Annotated in this window: 13 protein-coding genes; 4 read left to right on the top strand and 9 right to left on the bottom strand. The window is 49.6% G+C overall.

Annotated elements, in window-relative coordinates:
* Nucleotides 1–17 precede the first annotated feature (17 nt).
* A complete protein-coding gene (gene phoB, locus ACN0S4_RS11390; protein ID WP_417657792.1) occupies nt 18–704 on the bottom strand; it encodes a phosphate regulon transcriptional regulator PhoB in 687 nt (228 codons plus the stop codon).
* 84 nt (nt 705–788) lie between these two features.
* Complete coding sequence (locus ACN0S4_RS11385) at nt 789–1,994, bottom strand: endonuclease/exonuclease/phosphatase family protein (protein ID WP_417657791.1); 1,206 nt, start codon at nt 1,992–1,994, stop codon at nt 789–791.
* Between the two features lie 219 nt (nt 1,995–2,213).
* Between ACN0S4_RS11385 and ACN0S4_RS11380 the strand changes: the two genes are divergently transcribed.
* From ACN0S4_RS11380 to ACN0S4_RS11370, 3 genes are all read left to right on the top strand, one after another.
* Entirely contained in the window at nt 2,214–5,417 is a 3,204-nt protein-coding gene (locus ACN0S4_RS11380) for a TonB-dependent receptor (protein WP_417657790.1), read from the top strand.
* 87 nt (nt 5,418–5,504) lie between these two features.
* Nucleotides 5,505–5,963 (top strand): tRNA adenosine(34) deaminase TadA, encoded by a 459-nt coding sequence (gene tadA / locus ACN0S4_RS11375; protein ID WP_417657789.1) that lies wholly within the window; start codon nt 5,505–5,507, stop codon nt 5,961–5,963.
* A 133-nt stretch (nt 5,964–6,096) separates the two neighbouring features.
* Entirely contained in the window at nt 6,097–9,210 is a 3,114-nt protein-coding gene (locus ACN0S4_RS11370; protein WP_417657788.1) for a TonB-dependent receptor, read from the top strand.
* A gap of 69 nt (nt 9,211–9,279) precedes the next feature.
* Here ACN0S4_RS11370 and purL read toward each other — a convergent pair whose 3' ends face one another.
* The 4 genes from purL to guaB form a co-directional block, all read right to left on the bottom strand.
* On the bottom strand, nt 9,280–13,176 hold the full coding sequence (gene purL / locus ACN0S4_RS11365; protein WP_417657787.1) for a phosphoribosylformylglycinamidine synthase: 3,897 nt from the start codon (nt 13,174–13,176) through the stop codon (nt 9,280–9,282).
* 182 nt (nt 13,177–13,358) lie between these two features.
* The gene (gene mltF / locus ACN0S4_RS11360; RefSeq protein WP_417657786.1) at nt 13,359–14,765 is read right to left on the bottom strand and encodes a membrane-bound lytic murein transglycosylase MltF; all 1,407 of its coding nucleotides are present in this window, start codon (nt 14,763–14,765) and stop codon (nt 13,359–13,361) included.
* Nucleotides 14,766–14,767: 2 nt separating this feature from the next.
* Nucleotides 14,768–16,342, bottom strand: a complete 1,575-nt coding sequence (gene guaA / locus ACN0S4_RS11355; RefSeq protein WP_417657785.1) for a glutamine-hydrolyzing GMP synthase — start codon at nt 16,340–16,342, stop codon at nt 14,768–14,770.
* 6 nt (nt 16,343–16,348) lie between these two features.
* Nucleotides 16,349–17,818 (bottom strand): IMP dehydrogenase, encoded by a 1,470-nt coding sequence (gene guaB, locus ACN0S4_RS11350; protein WP_417657784.1) that lies wholly within the window; start codon nt 17,816–17,818, stop codon nt 16,349–16,351.
* A gap of 101 nt (nt 17,819–17,919) precedes the next feature.
* On the opposite strand from guaB, the gene xseA reads away from it, so the two are divergent.
* Complete coding sequence (gene xseA, locus ACN0S4_RS11345) at nt 17,920–19,266, top strand: exodeoxyribonuclease VII large subunit (protein ID WP_417657783.1); 1,347 nt, start codon at nt 17,920–17,922, stop codon at nt 19,264–19,266.
* On the opposite strand, the gene ACN0S4_RS11340 is transcribed toward xseA, so the two are convergent.
* From ACN0S4_RS11340 to ACN0S4_RS11330, 3 genes are all read right to left on the bottom strand, one after another.
* Nucleotides 19,259–20,191 (bottom strand): AEC family transporter, encoded by a 933-nt coding sequence (locus tag ACN0S4_RS11340; protein WP_417657782.1) that lies wholly within the window; start codon nt 20,189–20,191, stop codon nt 19,259–19,261. The two genes, xseA and ACN0S4_RS11340, sit on opposite strands and share 8 nt — an antisense overlap.
* 30 nt (nt 20,192–20,221) lie before the next feature.
* Nucleotides 20,222–21,166, bottom strand: coding sequence for a porin (locus ACN0S4_RS11335; RefSeq protein ID WP_417657781.1), 945 nt, complete (start codon nt 21,164–21,166; stop codon nt 20,222–20,224).
* 165 nt (nt 21,167–21,331) lie between these two features.
* Nucleotides 21,332–22,597, bottom strand: coding sequence for a tetratricopeptide repeat protein (locus ACN0S4_RS11330; RefSeq protein ID WP_417657780.1), 1,266 nt, complete (start codon nt 22,595–22,597; stop codon nt 21,332–21,334).
* Nucleotides 22,598–22,599: the final 2 nt, after the last annotated feature.

The raw sequence follows: 22,599 nt of genomic DNA, 5'->3' as shown, positions 1-22,599 counted from the left end.
CGCTACGTCGCTTCAACTTAGCGATGAGAGAACCGATAACCCACTCCACGCACAGTTTGTACCAAGCGGTCATGACCATGCATTGAAATTGCTTTACGTAGGCGTCGAATGTGAACATCAACCGTGCGGTCTTCCACATAGACGTTGGTTCCCCATACTTGATCGAGTAATTGCTCACGACTATACACCCGATCAGGATGCGTCATAAAGAAGTGCAACAACTTAAATTCGGTAGGACCCATATCCAAGCGATCATTAAACCCAGTCACGCGATGCGACACTGGATCTAATTTCAAGCCTTCCACTTCCAACGGCTCGTCTAAAGCGGTTGGAGCCACGCGGCGGAACACAGCACGCATGCGCGCCATCAGCTCTTTCGGTGAAAATGGTTTGGTGATGTAGTCATCTGCGCCCACTTCGAGGCCGCGGACTTTGTCTTCCTCTTCACCGCGCGCGGTCAACATAATAATAGGTATGCCGCGCGTGAAATCGTCACTCTTTAATTTTTTCGCTAGTTGAATACCTGACCCACCTGGAAGCATCCAGTCCAACAAAATCATGTCTGGGAAAGGTTCGACAATCTTCTCAAGGGCGGCGGAGTAATCACCTGCTTCTACTGCTTGGTAGCCATGTTGTTCCATGACGAAACTGAGCATTTCCCGAATTGGGGCTTCGTCTTCAACAATCAGAATCTTTCTCGACATGTGCTTCACCTAAATGTTTATCTGCACCGCCAATTATTACGATTCTTTATGACACTTTTATGAATTTAATACAAATTTGTGAAGTTAATCTCGAAGTTGTATGTCAATCCACACCAAACGGTGGTCTGAAGATGCGCCGCGAGAGCTGACTAAATCAGCCTTTGGTTGTCCTTCCGTTGGCCAGAAAACGCCGCTGTCGATAACATGAATACCCGCCACAGATGGCAACACATAATCAGCACGTTTGCGCCAACTCGCTGTGTGAGTGCTCCCTTTCGGATTATCTGGGGAATGTTGCGCGCCGCCTTCACTTTGCGGGATCACGTCACCCTGTATTAGTGGGTGTAAGGTCAATTGCTCAATGGTACCGGGGATATTGCCGTCACCTTCATCAGAGGCATTCAAGTCACCTGCAATAATAAAAGCCGCATCGGCTGCTAAGCCACCCTCGCGTCCTTGATCGTCATAGATATAATCGCTGTGCTCTGGGCGAATGTAATCGGCCCAGAAGCGCACTTCGTCATGATTGCGACGACCATTGCGGTTCTCTTCACCATCAAATACTGGCGGCGTTGGGTGACTGACCAAGATATGAACTTCATGTTCACCAACCTGAATCGGAACATCCCAATGCGATTTCGAGCTCAACGGAAACTCCGCCCAGACTTCATCCGGATACCACCACTCGCTCGTTGCCGGCATCAGTGGGCGTAATGCACCTGGCATGTCTTTCCATTTGAAGTTTTGAAAGGTGCGCACGTCGCTCTCGACTATCGGATATTTTGACAGTACCACCATAGCGTACTGACCTTCGTACCAACCGAAGCCCCAGGCGTCATCACCATAATTAGAAATCTTGCCATCGCGATCTAAATCGTAAGGACTCGGCTTACCGGTGTTCACCGGTGCGAGATAGACGTACGGATAATCAATCGGTGCTTCACCGTTTTGACTTACAGCTAGGTAATCCGCTTGAAAACGATCGACGCCTTCGGCTCTGTCTAGGTAATCAAATTCATTCAGCACCAGTACATCGGGACGTGTGTGTTGAATGATTTCAGCGATGGCACGAATCTGTGGGTGCTGGTCTTCTAGAGCCTGCTGCAGCGCGGTTGCACCTTGAGTCGGGATTTCGCTTTGCTGCAGATAGTTAGAGGCATCCATGCTGACATTGAAGGCTGCCACGCGCAGTGCTTTGGGTTCTTTAAAATTTTTCTTGGGCATATCGCAACCACTTAAAAATATGATTAAAAAAGCTACAGCCAGCGTACTGCCTAAGGTTCGCAACATGAATACCTCTCCTTGACGAGGTCGCTCTGACAAAGTCGCACAATAAAGGTTCAATTTACTCTGTGCAATCAATTAAAAAAATGCGTAAAATGTTGTCACAAAATTGACATCGAAATGCAGAAAAAAGATGCGTTTTGTCATCAAGGCGTCATAAAAGCGGTGTAGCCTTGCTCAGCATTTTATTTGACAACCAACCCAGGAAATACAATGAGAACATCTATGCGATTAACAGGCACAGCTAGTGCTATCGCGGTGGCCTTAGGTCTCGCGTCTGCAACTGCTGTCGCTCAAGATACCTCTGCCTCAATGCGTGGCTCGGTATTGGCTCCAAGCGGCCAAGGCGCGGCAAATACTCGCGTTATTATCGAACACGTTCCTTCAGGTAGCCGTTTAGAAACCACCACTGACGCCTCTGGTGCTTTCATCGCAAGTGGCTTGCGTGTTGGCGGTCCATACCGCGTGACTTTAGACTCTGATGTCTACCGCGATGCGACCTACACCGAACTATTCTTAAGTTTGGGCGACACCTACCGCCTGAACGCGCAGTTAGAAGCAGCCAACGTTGAACGTATCAGCGTTACTGGTTCAGCTGTAAACTACGCTCAGTTGAACAGTGGCTCATCAAGCTCGTTCGGTGAAGAGCAAATTCAATCACTACCTACCTATGGCCGTGACTTGAAAGAAATCGTTCGCTTAAACCCGTTAGCAGCAACTATCGGTGAAGGCGATGAGTTGGTTGTTGCAGGTAATAACCCGAAATATAACTCAATTACTGTTGATGGTATCGGCCAGAACGATGACTTCGGTCTGAATGGTAACGGTTACCCAACTCAGCGTTCACCTATTTCGATTGACGCTATTGAGCAAATCACTGTTGATGTTGTACCTTTCAACGCGAAAGACAGCAACTTCACTGGTGCTAAAATCAACGCTGTAACCAAGTCAGGTACCAACGAATTCGAAGGTTCTGTCTTGTATCAATACACCAGCGATAGCTTAGCAGGTAACCCACAAGTATCGCGATACTTGGGCGGCTCACAGCCACCAGTATTAGATTATGAAGAAAAAACATACGGTATCAGCCTCGGTGGTCCAATCATCGAAGATACTTTGTTCTTCTACGTGAACTACGAAAAATTAGAAGAGCCAAAGTCTGTTGAAGCTGGCCCATTAGGTTCAAGCGCTTCTAACATCGCTAACGTTACACAAGCCGAAGTAGACGAAGTTATTCGTATTGCTCGTGAAGTATATGGCGTCAATGCTGGTGACTGGAACGTGAATCCAGTTGAAGAAGACGAGAAGTTGTTGGTCAAATTAGACTGGAACATCAACAACGAACATCGTGCAGCATTTACTTACCAAAATACCGATGGTAACTCTACCCGTAACAATAACGGCGGTGATAACGAGCTGCGCTTGTCTTCACATTGGTATAACAACACTCAAGAACTGAGTGCATATGCTTTACAGGTTTATTCAAACTGGAGTTCAAACTTCTCTAGTGACGTGAAATTGTCGTACAAAGAAGTAACGACCGGTCAAATCCCATTGTTGGGCAAAAACTTTGGTGACGTCACCATCACTGGTGAGAACGGTCGTATCGCTATCGGTCCTGACTATTCACGTCATGCGAACGAATTGGCTAACGACACGTTACAGTTCCAATTCAACGGTGAGTACCTATTGGGTGACCACGCTATTCAGTTTGGTTACGATTACTTAAGCGTTGACGTATACAACGTATTCATCCAGCGCACATTGGGTGAGTGGACGTTTGACTCGATTGCTGATTTTGAAGCTGGTCAAGCAGCACGCTTCGGTTACCAGAACGCATACACTGGTAATGTCGATGACGGCGCAGCTCAATTCACTCAGGGCACTCAGTCTTTATACATTCAAGACACTTGGGCACCAACTTGGGACCTCGAGTTAACCTTCGGTGTTCGTTATGAGCGCATGTTCGCTGAAGACACACCGGTATTTAACCAACGCTTCTTCGACCGTTATGGTTTCTCAAACACTGAGAACCTCGATGGTAAAGATTTGATTCTTCCACGCGTTGGCTTCAAATATGCTATGACTGAAGACTTCACTTTACGTGGTGGTTTCGGTCGCTACGGCGGTGGTCGTCCAAACGTATGGATTTCAAACGCATACACCAATGACGGTGTTACCATTGTGCCTTTCGACACACGTTCTATCGACGAATCTATCTACTTAGACAATGTTGATATCACGCAAGTACCACAAGAAGTTCAAGATGCGTTAGTTGCTGGCGACGGCAACACCAACCCAATCGATCCAAACTTTGAACTGCCAACTGACTGGCGTTTGAGCTTAGGCTTCGACTGGAACACCGACTTAGGTATTTTGGGTGATGATTGGTACACCAGTGCTGAATTCATCTACAGCCGTCGTAAAGATGACGTTCGTTGGGTTGATTTAGCGCGTCGTCCATTGACTGATGCGAACGGTAACATCGTCACTACTGCAGATGGCGGTCGGATTATCTATGTTGTTGACGACCCACTTGATGACCACGTTCCTATGGGCATTGGTGATGACAACAACGTGAACCGTTATGACTTGATGCTGACCAATGGCGACGGTGGTAAGAGCCAAATCTTCACCGCTACTATCGGTAAAGCATGGGACAATGGTTTAAGCTTCCGTACTAGCTACACCAATCAGGATATCGAAGAAGCAGTCGCAGGTAGTTCGTCTACAGCAACTTCAAACTTCCAGTATCCAATTGCTAAAGATGTGCAGAACATCGATCCAGGTACAGCTAGCTACCAGATCGAACACCGCTTCATGGCAGACATCACGTACCGCACAGAGTTGTTCTCTGGCTACCAGTCTACCTTCGGCCTGTTCTGGGAGCGTCAGTCAGGACGTCCGTTTAGCTACGTTTATGACACCTTCCGCTTCAACAAGTTTGGTGATCAGAACCAGTTTGACAGCACGTCTCGTTACTTAGCTTATATCCCGACTGGTGCTGACGATCCAAACGTCACGTATCGCAACGGCTTTAGCTATGACCAATTTGCTGAGTACATTGCAGCAGCAGGTTTAGGTGGTTACGCGGGTGGTTATGCACCACGTAACAACGACCGTGGTCCTTGGAACACAACTCTTGATTTCAAATACACGCAAGAGTTGCCAGGATTGTTTGAAGGTCATAAAGGTGAGTTGTACTTCAACATTCGTAACATCCTTGCGATGTTCGATAAAGAAGCGGCTCAACAGCACACCTTCTTCTTCGGTGATAACGCAAACCGTTTAGTATCTGTTGACCTCGACGACCAAGGTCGTTACGTCTACGGTACACCGTTCGGCGGGTTTGATACTGCAGCTCCAACCAACTACTTGCCAGAGCGTTCAACGTGGCAAGCGAAGATTGGTATTCGCTACAGCTTCTAATCAACACCGATTAGTCATGCCGAAAGCCCTCGCAACTGCGGGGGCTTTTTTTTATCATGGCTCAAACACCTATAGTGAAGTATTACGATGCAGCATGAATTCTATATGCAACGCGCTCTGGAACTAGCCAGGCAGGCGGAGCAGCACGGCGAGGTTCCTGTGGGAGCTGTGCTTGTCTATAACGATGAAATAATTGGCGAGGGGTTTAATGAGGTTATTCGTTTGAATGACCCATCGGCTCATGCTGAGGTTCAAGCCATTCGCGCGGCAGGTCAATTCATCGATAATTATCGACTGGTGAATACCACCCTTTATGTCACGCTGGAGCCCTGCGCGATGTGTGCTGGTGCGATCACGCATGCTCGTATTCAGACGTTAGTCTTCGGAGCTTATGACCCAAGAACGGGGGCAACCGGATCTGCTATTCAAGTTCTCAACCATACTTCGATGAATCATAAGGCTGAAATTATTGCCGGCGTTCTTGAAGAAGAGTGCGCTACTTTGTTGAAACAATTCTTTCGGAAGCGGAGAGACAAGAAAAGTTAATAAAAGTTCGAACAAAATAGGTGACTTTCCTAATTTTCGACTACTATTTCATCAAACTGTCATACTCCATTACTAAGCTCGACGATGTTGAAATACAACTCAGTTGTCTCATCTCAATCTAGGAACGCTCATTATGTCTAATAATAAACATAGCCGAATTGCAGTTGCCATTGCGTTAGCAATCGGTTTATCTGCAACAGCAACGGCTCAAGAAACTTCATCCAGCATCCGCGGTGTGGTGACCAGTGAAAATACTGGTCAGACTATAGCTAACGCCAACGTCACATTACGTGACGAGCGCACCGGTACCAGTACCTCATTAGCGGCAAACGATAGCGGTTTGTTTTCAGCTCGTGGCCTTGCGGTTGGTGGTCCTTACACGTTGACAGTTACCGACAGCATGGGTAACCGCGAAGTCGTTGAGAATATTTTCCTGACGCTTGGCGAAACCGAGAACCTAAGAATTCAGGTTGTTCAACAAAGTGTCGAGCGCATCGAAGTCTCTGGCCGTCAGCTCACTATGAGCTCGGGTTCTAACAGCCCAGCTTCAAACTTTAATTTAAGTGACTTGCAAGAGCAGCCAGCTCCGAATCGTGACATCAAAGATGTGGTGCAAATTGACCCGCGCATTTATATCAACGAAACCAATGCACGTGACATTCAGTGTGGCGGTGCCAACCCACGCTTCAACAGCTTAACGGTTGATGGTGTGCGTACGAATGATAACTTTGGTCTGAACTCAAGCGGCTATCCAACCGAACGCATGCCGTTCTCTTATGATGCAATTGAGCAGGTAGCGGTTGAGCTAGCCCCTTTTAATGTTCAATACGGTGGTTTCACGGCGTGTAATATCAACGCGGTCACCAAGTCTGGTGAAAACGAATTATTCGGTAGCTTCTTCTTCGATTACACCAATGATTCATTAACGGGTGACGAGCTCGAAGGTGAGCCAGTCACTATCGGTGCCTTTAACGAAAAGCGCTACGGTTTCAATGCCGGTGGTGCGTTGATTCAAGACACACTGTTTGCGTTCTTAGCATATGAGAAGTTAGAAGGCTCTGATACTTTTGACCGCGGTCCTGAGGATGCAAACGTCGCCACGCCAGTGTTGGGCGTGACGCAAGCTGATTTGGATCGGATTGCCGCTATTGCTCGTAACGTCTACGGTTTTGAACCAGGTGGTTTCCCGTCCAGCCTGCCGGTTGAAGATGAGAAAATCTTGGCGAAACTCGATTGGTACATCAATGACAACCATCGTGCCCAGTTCACCTACAACTTCAACGATGGTTTCTCCATTGCTGAGTCAGATGGCGACGACAACGAATTAGAGTTCTCAAATCACTTCTATTCTCGTGGTGCTGAGTTCAACTCTTATGTTGCGCAACTATACTCAGATTGGACCTACAACTTCTCGACCGAGGTTCGTGCCGGTTACTCTGAACTAGAAAATGCGGTGGTTCCTTTAGGTGGAACCGAAGTCGGTGAAGTTCAAATCCGTCAGAACGGTAATACCATTTATTTAGGCGCAGATGACTCACGTCACTCCAACAAACTCGCCTATGACACGGTGTTTTATAAAGTAGCGGGTACTTACTTACTTGACGACCATACGTTTACCTTCGGTTATGAGTATGAAAGCTATGATGTCTTCAACTTGTTTATTCAAGAGTCTGAAGGTGAGCATCGTTTCAACTCTATCGATGATTTCGAAAATGGTTTCGTCAGCCGCATCATTTATGAAAACGCTGCGGGTACCAATAATCCAGATGACGGTGCAGGCGCGTTCAAATATGCGGTCAACACCTTGTATGCGCAAGACGAATACTACTTCATTGACTACGACCTCACGTTAACCTTCGGTTTGCGTTATGACTGGTATACCACCAATGATGCACCACTATTGAACCAAGCATTCCTCGATACCTACGGATTTGGTAATACAGCCACTCTCGATGGTGAAGGCTTGATTCAACCACGTTTGGGTGTGAATTGGGTTGTGAACGATCAACTTGAAGTACGTGGCGGTTTAGGTCTTTACTCTGGTGGTAACCCGAACGTTTGGTTGTCAAACAACTATTCAAACAACGGCGTAAGCCTTTACGAAGCAAACCGCTTCAACGTCAACCTGTTCGATCTGGACTATGGCAGCAGCAGTCCTCTGATTGGTATTCCACAAGAAATGATCGACGAAGTTGCACAAGCAGCTGGACGTGGTCCAGTCAACGCGCTTGACCCTGACTTTGAAATTCCGAACGAATGGAAATTCGCATTGGGTGCAACGTATGTGACTGCTGACGATTACGTGTTGATGGCTGACTTCTTACATACTCGTAAGCAAGATGCTGCCATTATTCGTGATTTACGAGCAGTGCAGTCTGGCACCGCACCAGATGGTCGTCCTATCTACTCTCGCAGTGGCGCCGATGCGTTCTTGTTGACCAACGTGGATGGTGACTCTGGTGATCAAACCAGCATCAGCTTCGCGGTGTCTAAAGATTACGATTGGGGTCTAGATTGGTCACTTGCTTATGCTTGGAACAAAGCAGAAGACGTAAACCCAATGACCAGCTCGGTTGCTTACTCGAACTACACCAGCGTTGCTACTGCTGATGCAGAAAATCCAGGTATCGCTACCTCGAACTACGAAATTCCGCATCGCTTCACGCTTCGTGGAACCTATACCACTGAGTTATTAAGTGGTTACGACACGAAGTTCAGCATCTTTGGTTCAGCCAACAAAGGTCGTCCATATAGCTTCACCATGAATGCTGCGGTCGGTGACATCACGAGCGGTCGTTCATTGCTATACGTACCAACAGGCGCGAATGACAGCAATGTTGTTTGGGGTGATGGCGTAACCAATGCTCAGATTGAAGAGTTCTTGAGCTTTATCGACGAGTACGGTTTGAATGCTTATGCCGGTGGTATTGCACCGCGTAACGAATTCAATAGTGACTGGTGGCACAAGCTTGACCTGAAAATTGAGCAAGAATTACCAGGCTTCATGGCTGACCACAAATCCAGCGTTTACTTGGTGGTCGATAACTTCACCAACATGCTAAACGATGATTGGGGAGTCTTGTATGAAGCAAGCTTCCCACGCGCCGTTAACGTTGCTGAAGTGAGCATTAACGACCAAGATCAGTGGGTATTTGATGCTATTAATCCACGCATCAACTCAGTTCAAGGTCGCGCTGGCTCACCATCATTGTGGAGCGTCCGCATCGGCTTCCAGTACGACTTCTAAGACGTACTGCAGTAGATACGAAAAACCCGGCCTTCGAGCCGGGTTTTTTATTGGTTTGGATTCTTGTGACTAGCCCAGATAAACGCGCGCGTTACGGAACATGCGCATCCACGGGCTGTCCTCGCCCCACTCGTCCGGATGCCAGCTATTCGCGACAGTCCGGAATACCCGCTCTGGGTGCGGCATCATAATAGTGACGCGGCCATCGGCTGTGGTGAGGCCAGTAATGCCCTCAGGTGAGCCATTTGGATTCGCAGGATAAGCTGCTGCGACATTGCCACGATTGGTGATGTAACGCAGCGTCACCAGGTTATCTCGATTGACTGCGGCTAAGTTGTCGCCTTTGAATTCCGCGCGCCCTTCACCATGTGAAACCGCAATCGGCATGCGTGAACCTGCCATGCCTTCCAAGAATAATGAATTCGATTCTTGTACTTCCACCAAGCTAAAGCGTGCTTCAAAACGCTCAGAGCGGTTGGTCACGAAGTGTGGCCATGCTTCTGCACCCGGAATGAGCTCTTTCAGGTTCGACAGCATCTGACAGCCGTTACACACCCCGAGAGCAAAGGTCTTTTGACGCTCAAAGAAGGCACTGAACTCGTCGCGAGCGCGGTTATTAAAGAGGATGGACTTAGCCCAACCTTCACCGGCACCGAGTACGTCACCGTACGAGAAACCACCACAAGCAACTAAGCCATTGAATTTTTCAAGAGATACACGGCCACTCAAAATATCGCTCATGTGAACATCAATGGCGGCAAAGCCAGCACGATCAAAGGCAGCAGCCATCTCCACATGAGAGTTAACGCCCTGCTCGCGCAAAATAGCGACGACAGGGTCGCGACCCGTGCTGATATACGGAGCTGCAATATCCTCTGACGGATCAAAGGTCAGGTTTGCGGATAAGCCAGGATCATCGAGCTTTTGCTTCGCCGCAAACTCTTCGTCAGCACAATTCGGGTTATCACGTAAACGTTGCATTTGATGCGTCATCTCCGCCCAGACTGCGCGGTAGTGACTGCGCAAGTGCGACAAGACTTCTTCGCCATTGCGATTGAAACGCACCACGTCTTCACGCATGGGTCGGCCGATGATGTGCACATGTTCAGCCAGACCTTCATCTGCGAAGGCTTGCTGCACCGCATCCATATCGTCAACCAATACCTGAATAACGGCACCTAATTCTTCATTGAAAATGGCGCTTAAGTCATCGTCACCGATACTATCGAGTGCGACTTCCACACCGCAATGTCCAGCAAACGCCATTTCTGCGACGGTGGCGAACAAACCGCCATCCGAGCGGTCATGGTAGGCTACAACCTTTTTCTCACGGATGAGTTGCTGAATGGCGCGGAAGAAACCTGCAAGTAATTCCGGACGATCGACATCTGGCGCTTGGTCACCAAGCTGACGATAGACCTGTGCCAGTGCTGAACCACCAAGACGGTTTTTGCCACGACCAAGGTCAATCAACAGTAGTTTGCTATCGCCTTTATCAAGACGTAACTGCGGCGTGAGGGTACGGCGAATATCGCGCACCCGGCCAAACGCGGTAATCACCAGACTCAACGGCGCAGTAACTGCTTTATCACCGTCTTTGCCTTGCCAGCGCGTCTTCATTGACATGGAGTCTTTCCCCACTGGGATAGTGAGTCCGAGTGCTGGGCAGAGATCTTCGCCGACGGCTTTAACTGCTTCATACAAACCGGCATCTTCGCCTGGGTGACCGGCTGCGGCCATCCAGTTTGCGGAAAGCTTCACGTTGGTGATGTCACCAATGTCCGCCGCTGCGATGTTAGTCAGTGCTTCACCAACCGCCATGCGAGCCGATGCAGCATAGTTTAGAAGTGCTAATGGCGTGCGCTCACCCATTGCCATGGCTTCACCAGCATAGGTGTCATAGCTCGCGGCGGTGACTGCCACGTCAGCGACTGGGATCTGCCACGGTCCGACCATTTGGTCACGCGCCACTAAGCCCGTTACCGTGCGGTCACCGATGGTGATCAGGAAGGTTTTCTCGGCAACGGCAGGCAAGCGTAAAATACGTTGTGCCGCTTCGCTGAGCTTAATTCCCTCGCGGTTTAATGCTTGGCCTTCAACTTGAAGCGAGGCTACATCGCGATGCATTTTCGGTGGCTTACCGAGCAATACATCCAACGGCAAATCAATCGGCGTGTTGTCAAAATGACTATCGGTTAATTCCAGATGCGGTTCTTCAGTAGCCTCACCAATTACCGCAAATGGCGCACGCTCACGCTCACAAATAGCCTCAAAAACGTCCATGCGCTCCGGCGCAATAGCCAGTACATAGCGTTCTTGTGATTCATTACACCAAATTTCTAGGGGTGACATGCCAGGTTCATCGTTGGGCACTTTACGCAATTCAAAACGACCACCACGGCCACCGTCATTCACCAATTCAGGCATGGCATTTGATAAACCGCCCGCACCGACGTCATGAATAAAGGCAATTGGATTTTTGTCACCAAGCTGCCAGCAACGATCAATCACTTCTTGGCAACGACGTTCCATTTCAGGGTTGTCGCGTTGCACCGAGGCAAAATCGAGGTCTTCCGTTGAGGTACCCGATGCCATCGACGAAGCAGCACCGCCGCCCAATCCAATGTTCATGGCTGGGCCACCCAACACGACTAATTTGGCAGCGACTGGGATCTCGCCTTTTTCAACATGTTGCTCGCGAATATTACCCAAACCACCAGCTAACATGATTGGCTTGTGGTAACCGCGAATTTCTTCACCGTTATGGCTGACCACTTGCTCTTCGTAGGTACGGAAGTAGCCAGTTAATGCAGGACGACCAAATTCGTTGTTAAAAGCGGCGCCACCGAGCGGTCCTTCCAACATAATATCGAGTGCGGAGACAATCCGGTCAGGCTTGCCGAAGTCTTCTTCCCACGGCTGTTCAAAGCCAGGAATACGTAAGTTCGACACGCTAAAACCAACCAGGCCGGCTTTAGGCTTCGAGCCGCGACCTGTGGCACCCTCGTCACGAATTTCGCCACCTGAACCGGTTGCAGCGCCCGCAAATGGGGAAATTGCAGTTGGATGGTTATGTGTTTCCACCTTCATCAAAATATGAATCGGCTCGTGGAAATAGCTGTACTCGCCAGCTGCTGGGGTACCGGCTGGATAAGGGTAAAAACGCCCTGCTTCCGAGCCCACCATCACCGCTGCGTTGTCTTTGTATGCCGACAACACATTGTCAGGATGTTTCTCGAAGGTATTCTTAATCATTTTAAAGAGCGATTTGACCTGCTCTTTGCCATCAATCGTCCAATCGGCATTGAAGATTTTGTGGCGGCAATGTTCTGAGTTCGCCTGAGCGAACATGTAGAGTTCGATGTCGTTCGGATTCCGCTTCAGCTTGGTGAAGTTTTCATACAAATAATCGATTTCATCATCAGCTAACGCCAACCCCATGGTGCTATTGGCTTCTGCCAGTGCGGCGCGACCACCTGCAATGATATCGACGCTGCGCACCGGAGCCGGCTCGGCTGCATCAAACAATTGCTTGGCAGCACTCAACTCATGCAACACCATTTCGGTCATGCGGTCATGCAGCAATGCTTGTGCTTGCTGCAGTTGTTCGGCGTTGAGGTTGCCCTGCACATAATAGGCGATGCCGCGTTCGATACGGCGAATAGCGTTCAGACCACAGTTGTGCGCAATATCAGTCGCTTTCGAAGACCATGGCGAAATAGTGCCACGACGTGGTACCACAGCGAGTAGCTCACCCTCTGGAATATGCTGGGCAAGCGCAGGACCATAAGTCAGTAGCTTTTTGAGAACATCGTGAGCGGCGTCATCAAGAGGTTGCTGCGTATCAATGAAGTGCATGAACTCAGCATAAATATCCGTAACCGGCAATTCTGCATGTTGCAGACGTTGCAATAATTTAGCGCTACGGAATTCGGATAAGGCAGGGGCGCCGCGTACAATCTCCACAGATGTTTCTCCAGGGTTGGGAGCGGAAAAATAGGTGCGTATTATAGTCAGAAATGGTCGCTGCGGCTACTCGTTCTCACACAGTCGAAACCATTTATGACGACGCTCAGCTTGCAACAGTCGATGCTTACGTAACCAAGCTCTACGGCGCTCTTTACTGACTAATCGGCGGTGCTTTTGCATTAGTTTACCTCGTCGGCACTGTCATCAGGCAGCGCTATGATGAGTGGTGATGATGGGATCCGACCGCGTTCATCAAGCCACACTAGAGTATCGTAATAGCGACGAATATTGCCTACATACCGCACTGGCTCATCACCGCGCGCAAATCCGTAGCGCGTCTGTCGATAAAATCGTTTCTGTCGTAATAAAGGTAGTCGTTTTCTGACATCAATCCAGCGGTCGGGATCAGCCCCCTGTTGCTGGGTTAAAATTCGTGCGTCTTCCAAATGCCCTAGCCCAATATTATAAGCGGCTAAAGCAAACCATAACCGATCTGGATGGCGGATCCGAGCTGGAATTCGGTCAATCATTTGTTCGACGTAGCGAGCACCACCGCGGATGCTCTCTTCTGGATTCAAACGACTCTGCACACCCATTTGTTGGGCGGTTGGCAGTGTCAGCATCATCAACCCACGAACTCCGGTTGGTGACACGGCTCGCGGATTCCAGAGACTCTCTTGATAGCTAATAGCGGCGAGTAAACGCCAATCCAAAGTGCCGGCATGTTTCTCAAAAAGCTCACGATAGCGCGGCAATGTGGTCTCGACGGCCTGAATAAATAGCGAGGTATCAACGTAATTGAAGCTAGCCACATGGCCAAAATGTTGGTCGATTAATTGCGCTAATTGCCCTGAATTGCGCAACTGACCGAAAAAACGAATCACTTCGGCATATAACGAAGCATCCAGATCCTTCTTTAATGCCCAAGCGATATCGACATTCTCGCGAACGGTAAATGCGACACTGAGGTCCGGGTAATAGCGACGTTTGATATCAAGGGTGTTGGTATCGGCTATGGTGTAGGCTAAGTCGCCGCGGACCACTTGCTCGAGCAATTCGTTGGCATCATGCTCATCGGTAGTGCGCCACGGTAATTCCGGAAAGTCATCCGCAACTCGTTGCAGATACTCATCGTGACTACTGCCCTGCATCACCACTAAGTCAGCTTCGATGTCCTCGAGCGAACGCGGACGCGTGCGGCTGCCTTGTTTGAAGACAACTTTCTGTTCAACTACTTGGTACGGTGGTCCGAAGCGCATCGACTCTTCTCGTTGAGCGGTGCGGTCTAGGCCTGCGGCGAGGATATCGACTTCATTACTTTGCAGAAGGTTAAATAGCGCAGTGACGCTGTAGCGAGGAACCATTTCCAATTCAACGCCAAGTTCATCCGCAAAAGCGCGGGCGAGGACATACTCCAAGCCCGCATCACGTTCTTGATCGAGGAAGTAAGTTGATGGGCCGAGGAGCGTACCGACTCGCAGTACACCACGTTCTTGAATGAGTTCGAGTTGGCTGTCTTGCGCTTGCGGCGCGCAACCAAGCAAAATCATCGCACTGATGATTAAGCTAAGCCAACGCGCCAGCATGGCTATTCCCACTCAATTGTAGCTGGCGGTTTACCCGAAATATCGTAAACCACTCGCGAGATCCCATCGATTTCATTGATGATTCGGTTGGATACTTTTTCTAACAAGTCGTAAGGCAAGTGTGCCCAACGCGCCGTCATAAAGTCAATGGTCTCCACTGCTCGCAAAGCAATGACCCAGTCATACTTACGCGCATCGCCCATCACACCGACCGAGCGCACAGGTAAAAATACAGCAAAGGCTTGGCTGACCTGATGATACAGGCCGGCATTGCGAAGTTCTGTGATGAAAATATGGTCGGCACGACGAAGCAATTCGCAGTACTCTTTTTTCACCTCAGCCAATACGCGCACACCAAGGCCAGGGCCTGGGAATGGGTGACGGTACAGCATGTCATACGGTAAACCGAGTTCTAAGCCGATTTTGCGGACTTCGTCTTTAAACAACTCGCGCAGAGGCTCAACTAAGCTTAACTTCATGTCAGCTGGCAAACCACCGACATTGTGGTGCGATTTAATGACATGCGCCTTGCCGGTTTTGGAGCCCGCAGACTCAATCACGTCTGGATAGATAGTACCTTGCGCTAAGTAGCTGACGTCTTTAATACGGCTGGCTTGTTCATCAAAAATATCGATAAACACACCACCAATAATTTTACGCTTGACTTCTGGGTCTTTCTCACCCGCTAAGGCGTCGAGGAAGCGATCTTCGGCATCCACATGAACGATGTTCAGACCATAATGGTCGCCAAACATCTCCATCACCTGCTCCGCTTCTTGCCAACGCAGTAAGCCGTTGTCGACAAAGACGCAGGTCAGTTGATCGCCAATAGCACGATGCAACAACATTGCCGTGACCGAGCTATCAACACCGCCAGATAGACCTAATACAACCTTGCCAGAACCGACTTGCTCACGAATACGCGCGACCGCGTCATCAATGATATGCGCTGGTGTCCAGTTGCGCTCACATTCGCAAATTTCGACCACGAAATGTTCTAACATGCGCAAACCCTGACGCGTGTGCGTTACTTCTGGGTGGAACTGAACACCATAGAAATCGCGTTTGTCGTCGACCATCGCTGCAATTGGGCAAGTAGGCGTCTGTGCCGAAATACTGAAGCCTTCAGGCGCTTCAATCACCTTGTCACCGTGACTCATCCACACATCAAGAAGAGGATTGCCATTCTCGTGAACGGCGTCTTCAATGTGATGAAACAGTGGATTAGGTGCAATGCGTTCTACTTGCGCATAACCAAATTCACGCTCCAGAGAGCCCTGAACTTTACCGCCTAACTGCGCAGCCATAGTTTGCATGCCGTAGCAAATACCGAATACCGGAACACCCGCCTCGAACACATAGTCTGGTGCGCGCGGTGAGCCTTCTTCTGTAACGGACTCAGGACCACCAGAGAGAATGATACCGTTCGGTGCAAACTCTTTAATATCGGCTTCGGAAACGTCCCATGCCCAGAGTTCACAGTAAACGCCCAACTCACGGACGCGACGGGCAATCAGCTGCGTATATTGCGAGCCGAAGTCGAGGATCAAAATTCGATGTGCATGAATATCTTGCATGATGTCTTAACCCATCCGGTAGTTAGGTGCTTCTTTGGTAATTTGCACATCGTGCACGTGTGACTCGCCCATGCCAGCCGCGGTGACTTTGACAAATTGTGGTTTGGTGCGCATTTCTTTAATGTTGGCACTACCCGTCAAACCCATTGCTGAGCGCAAGCCACCCATTTGCTGATGAATAATGGTAGCGATTGGGCCTTTGTAAGCAACGCGTCCTTCAATACCTTCTGGTACCAACTTCTCCGCTTCGTTTGTCGCTTGGAAATAGCGATCAGACGAACCATGACGCTGATTCATCGCGCCGATACTACCCATGCCGCGGTAGGATTTGTAATAGCGACCTTGATAGAGTTCGACTTCACCCGGTGATTCTTCCGTACCGGCTAGCATGCTGCCAACCATGACACAGTCTGCACCGGCAGCGATGGCTTTGGCGATGTCGCCTGAGAAGCGAATGCCACCGTCGGCAATGACAGGAATGTTAGAGCCTTTCAGTGCATCAACTGCATCCGAAATGGCGGTGATTTGCGGCACGCCGCAACCGGTTACAATACGCGTGGTACAAATAGAGCCTGGACCGATACCAACCTTCACAGCGTCTACTCCGGCGTCAGCGAGTGCTTTGGCGCCAGCGCCTGTAGCTACATTGCCACCAATAATGGAGAGCTCTGGATAGCGCTTACGAGCCCATGCAACGCGGTCTAATACGCCCTGCGAGTGACCGTGTGAGGTATCGATCAACAACACATCAATGCCTGCCTCAACCAACGCGTCAATGCGCTCATCAGTACCCGGGCCAACGCCTACAGCAGCACCCACACGCAGCCGACCCAATTCGTCTTTACACGCATTCGGCTTGTTTTCAGCTTTGGTGAAATCTTTCAGTGTGATCATGCCGCGCAAATGGAAGTCGTTATCGACCACCAGAATTTTTTCAATGCGATGCTGGTGCATGAGGCCCAAGATTTCCTCACTGCCCGCATTCTCTTTGACGGTCACTAATTTATCTTTCGGTGTCATGATGCTGCTGACTCGCTTGCTGTCATCTTTTTCAGCACGCGTATCACGTCCGGTGATGATGCCGGCCAGTTCACCTGATTTTTCGACAACAGGGAAACCGTGGAAGCCATGTTCAAGCGCTAATGCACGAATTTCACCGAGGGTCGTGTCGGGTGACACCGTAATCGGATCAGAGACCACGCCGCTTTCGTATTTTTTCACGCGCCGAACGTGCGCTGCTTGTTCCGCAATCGTCATATTCTTGTGAATGAAGCCAATGCCCCCTTCTTGCGCGAGAGCAATAGCTAGCGCTGCTTCAGTGACCGTATCCATAGCGGCTGAAACCATAGGAATATTGAGCTCGATGGTCCGCGTAAGACGCGTGCGCAGGTCGGCTGTATGGGGTAAAACGGTGGAGTGACCGGGGACGAGCAGAACGTCGTCAAAGGTTAGTGCTTCTTGGGCAATTCGTAGCATGGCAACATCTCACTAGCTGACTTAATGTTGCGGGAGGATTTTACTCGAAAAGCCCTTTTCAGTAAACTGATTTTTTGCTAACCGCCCCTACCGAGAGCAACATGCCATCTGCCACTGAACAACGTCAGGTTTTCACCGTCGCATCACTGAATGCAGAAGTCCGCCAAGTATTGGAACAGGGCTTCGGCATGGTCTGGCTGATGGGTGAAATTTCTAACTTCGCCGCACCCGGTTCTGGGCATTGGTATTTGACGTTAAAGGACGAGCGCGCGCAGATTCGTGCTGCCATGTTCAGAAACGCGAATCAACGTGTTCGCATTCGTCCACAAAACGGTATGCAAGTGCTGGTACGCGCTAAAATTACGGTTTATGAGCCACGTGGCGACTACCAACTCATTATTGAGCACATGGAAGATGCCGGCGCCGGGCTGCTACAACAGCAGTATGAGCAGTTGAAACAAAAGCTGCAGGCGGAAGGCCTATTTGACCCTGCGGTGAAAAAGCCGTTACCCAGCGAAATTCGACGCGTCGGGGTGCTGACCTCGCCAACCGGTGCCGCTATTCGCGACGTCCTTGCCGTGCTAAAACGGCGCGACCCGAGTATCGAAGTAGTAATTTACCCCAGCGCGGTGCAAGGTCAAGCTGCCACCCAAGAGTTACTGCGCATGTTGCAACGGGCGTGTGATCGCAACGAAGTCGATGTATTAATTGTCACGCGCGGCGGCGGCTCACTCGAAGATCTCTGGTGCTTTAATGACGAGCAGTTAGCCTATGCGCTGCACTCTTGCCCGCTACCGACTATTAGTGCGGTGGGTCATGAAGTCGATTTCACCATTGCTGACTTTGTTTGTGACGTGCGCGCACCAACGCCTTCAGCAGCTGCCGAGTTAGTCAGTACTGACCAACGTGAGCGGCTGCGACAGGCGCAGCAGTTCGAACAACGGTTGCAACAAGCCTGGCTGCGCTTCAGAACGTATCAGCAGCAAGCGCATCTGCATTTACATCGCCGTCTGCTCCAACAAGACCCCCAACGGCGTCTGCACATGGATACACAGCGTGCAGATGACCTGCAAGAACGCTCCATTCGCGCGATGCAACGCATCATGCAAGGACAACGCCAGAACCAACTGAATTTGGTACAACGGTTGCAACGCGTGCATCCACAACGGCAACTGGAGCCATTGAAGCAGCATCAACAAAGCTTAGAGCAGCGGTTAGCCCGCGCTATCACCACCCGACTGAAAGAACGTCGACAACAATTCTCTGGGTTATCGCAAGCTTTGCAAATGGTGAGTCCGTTACAAACTATTGCGCGTGGCTATGCAGTGGCACAAAAAGCAGATGGGCAAGTGATTCGCTCGCCCGCTGATGTGGAAACCGGTGAGTCATTTCAAGTTCGGGTGGCACAAGGCCAGTTTTCAGCAGTGAAAACGGAACCCACTAAGTAATTCGGGCGAGTTGGTTTACCAGCCAGAACCATAACGGCAGGGTGAGAAAGCAGAACACAATGCCATAACCGACAATGGCCGCAGCTAACGTCGGCGCGAGTCCCGCCATAATGGCTAATGCCCCAGCTGAAATCATCGCAGGCATCGCTGCCTCTAGTAGTGTCACCTGAACCACCAGTTGGTCGAGACCAAAAGGCCACATTAATCCGAGAACTACCAGTGGAGTGAGCACTAACTTAATCAAGAGCGCTCCTACCAATGGTCCACGATCTTCCTGCGGCAAGCGAAACTTCAACTGAAAGCCGACGGCGACCATAATGACCGGAACCAGCGTCACCGCCAATGAATCAATAAAACGCTGAACTGCCGCATGGTAGTCAATAGAGCGACACAGAAGCGCCACAATTAATGCAATGAACGGCGGGAAGGTGACGATTTTCTTGGTTAGCTGCCAAGCGCTCGGACGACGCGCCTCGCCACCGGGATCGGCGCTATACACCGCCGCTATAATGGTCGCGTAAATAGATAGAATTAAGAAGGAACCCAGTTGATCATACAACAGCGCAAACGGAATCCCTGCAGGACCGAAAAAGGCTTCGATCATTGGAAAACCGACAAATGAGGTATTCCCCAAAGGCACAATGATTAGCATCGCACCCGTTGTTGAACGCGACCACTGAAAGCGGCGACTGCACCACAGCAACAACGGCACCGTCAAAGCTAGTAATAACCAAGGTACCACCGCAGGAATGACCAGCGCGGTGGATAACTCTAATAGAGGAATTTTTTGTAGGACTAACGCAGGCAATGCCACGTAAATAACGTAAGCATTGAGGATCTGGCCCGTATTTTGAGGGAATTGCCGGCTGCGTTGTAACAATAAACCTATCAACAAATAGCCGGCAATAAATAAGAAATTAGCCATGATCCTCTCTAATGCGTCAGGTCAAAGGCTTTAGAAGCGGTGTTCAATCCCGATAGCTACATAGCTTTGGTCAGCATTGATGGTTTCTAAATCGCGACCAGTGTACCAAGCAAAGACCTTGGTGTTACGAGTAAAACGATAATCTGCGCCGAATGCGAGTGAATTATCACGCCCATCCTCAAAGTCCATCATTTGGTACTGAACTTTCGCGACGAACTTGCCAAATGGACGCTGTGCGCTGACCACATAACCATCGGCTTGAGCCGTGCCATCGACTTGTTCTTGATCTTGCCACATCAGGCCAACCATGGTCTCTCCGACATTGGTATAACCGACCGCACGAATAATATCGTAGCCCTCGACTTTGGAGTCCATACCGGCTGCCAGATAATAACTAGTATCGTCTAGATCTTCGTCACCATAAGTTACGGCCATCGAGATGCCATCATCTATGGCGTCGTCTTCGCTGACCACGTAGCTCGCCGCGACAGCAAATTGATTCCATTTTGGCGAGTAGTACGACAACGTATTTTTCGTACGATTCTCGCCTTCAAACAAGGCTTTCACGTCGGCCTCGTAGTCACTGAACGCGTCAATATCGCCTTGTAAGGTTTTCAATACGGTATCACGGCGACCAATGGTTACTTCACCAAAATCGCCACGCAAACCAATAAACTGATTTCGCGAACGCAGGTTGTCATCACCACCGAGGTCAGCGACATCCACTTGCCACTCTAATTGGTAAATGACCTCGAGTGATTCGCTGAGCTGCGCCCCACCTCGCACGCCAATGCGTGATGAATTACTTTTCACCTCACTATCACTGCCAGCACCGTCGTCGGACTGTTGCAGCGAAACATTGATACGACCATAGAAGTCAAAGGTAGGTTTTTCTGCTGCAGACACAGCAACGTGTGGTGCAGCTAAAAGCAATGCACCAGCGACAAAAAGTGTGTTCTTAAATGAGTTGATCATGTGCGCCATCCGATAATTATATGCTGATCGGTACGAGCGTGCCTAGGGACACGCTCATCTTGGTTGCACATGGTATGGCACTTTTATGACAGTTTCATGACTCTATGAATCTTTTTTGTCATTTACATTTCAGTTTTACGTCACTTTCATTGCAAATTATTGATTTTATGATGAAGATTTACGCAATTCAGTCAACCGATCACGTTGCTCTTTTTCCGAGCTGGTGTAACGTTCCCACTGATTCGCAGTACGGCGCACATCATCAAACTTTTTGGCTTGCGCGAATGCTTGGAGTGCTTCGTTGAAATTTTCTAAATTCAACTCCGCCATACCAATTACTAAATGCATATTGCCCGGTTGTTCCAAACCACCTTTTTCTAAGGCTCGGCGGGCCGCACGAATGGCTTCTTGGTTGCGCTCTGCATTAATCAGCACCTGGGCGCGTTGCGCATCAAGCTCGCCGTCTTCACTCAGTTCAGCCGCAGCTTCTAATGCAGCAACCGCTTTATCAGTTTCGCGCGCGGCAACCCAGCTTTGTGCCAACATTTTCAGGTTACGTAAGTTACGCTCAATTTTACCTTCTTCAAGTCCACGCTCGAGCACCTTACCTGCTTTGTACGGAACATCACTGAAGAAGTAGCTTTGCGCGAGATTCATCAGGTCGCTGCCCTTCGTCAAGAAACCTTGCTGGTAGGCTGCTTCTAATAACGCCAACTGCTTAGATTCTTGACCCAGCTGACCATAAACACCAGCTAATTGAATCCAATACTCAGGCTTATTAAACGCTTTCACCATGGTTGCTAGCACATCAGCGACCGCTTCGGTGTTACCCAATTCGAAGTGGATAGCGCGTTGCAACACGTACCAGTTCTCATCACCGTAACTACCCTCGGCTTCTACTTTCTCGATAGCAGCAGTAATCGGCGCTAACGCCTCTGCATAGCTTTCTTGCTGATACAAGGCTTGCGCTTTTAAGACCAAGGCTTTGGTTTGCTCGGCATCACCCACCAGAGCTTGCCAGCGGTCTAAGAATGCCAGGGTGTCATTATAGCGGCCCTCGCCCAGAGCCAACTGCGCTAAGCTGAATAAAGTGTTTTGTTGCAATGACTCTGGAATGGGATCTTCATCGACTACTTTGCTGAAGTAGTGAATAGCTCGCTCAATGTTGTCTTGACCGTAATACATGTAGCCATAGAAATTCCATAACATGGCGCGTTCATAGCTATTCATGCTGCTGATCTTAGTCTCTACATTTTGCAATGCAGCAATACCCGCAGGAACGTCACCGGCATCAGCCAGCTCTTGAGCGCGTGCCAACTGGCTATACACTTGCTCACGCAAAGCCGGTGTGCGTTTGCGCTCTTGCGACTCAGCAACCTGCAACGACGTTGCAAATAACACCAATGCGATTAAAAATAAGTGACGTTTCATGA

Source organism: Pseudidiomarina aestuarii (genome assembly GCF_048263735.1).
GTDB lineage: Bacteria > Pseudomonadota > Gammaproteobacteria > Enterobacterales > Alteromonadaceae > Pseudidiomarina > Pseudidiomarina aestuarii_B.
This window is presented reverse-complemented; position numbering and strand designations above follow the sequence as displayed.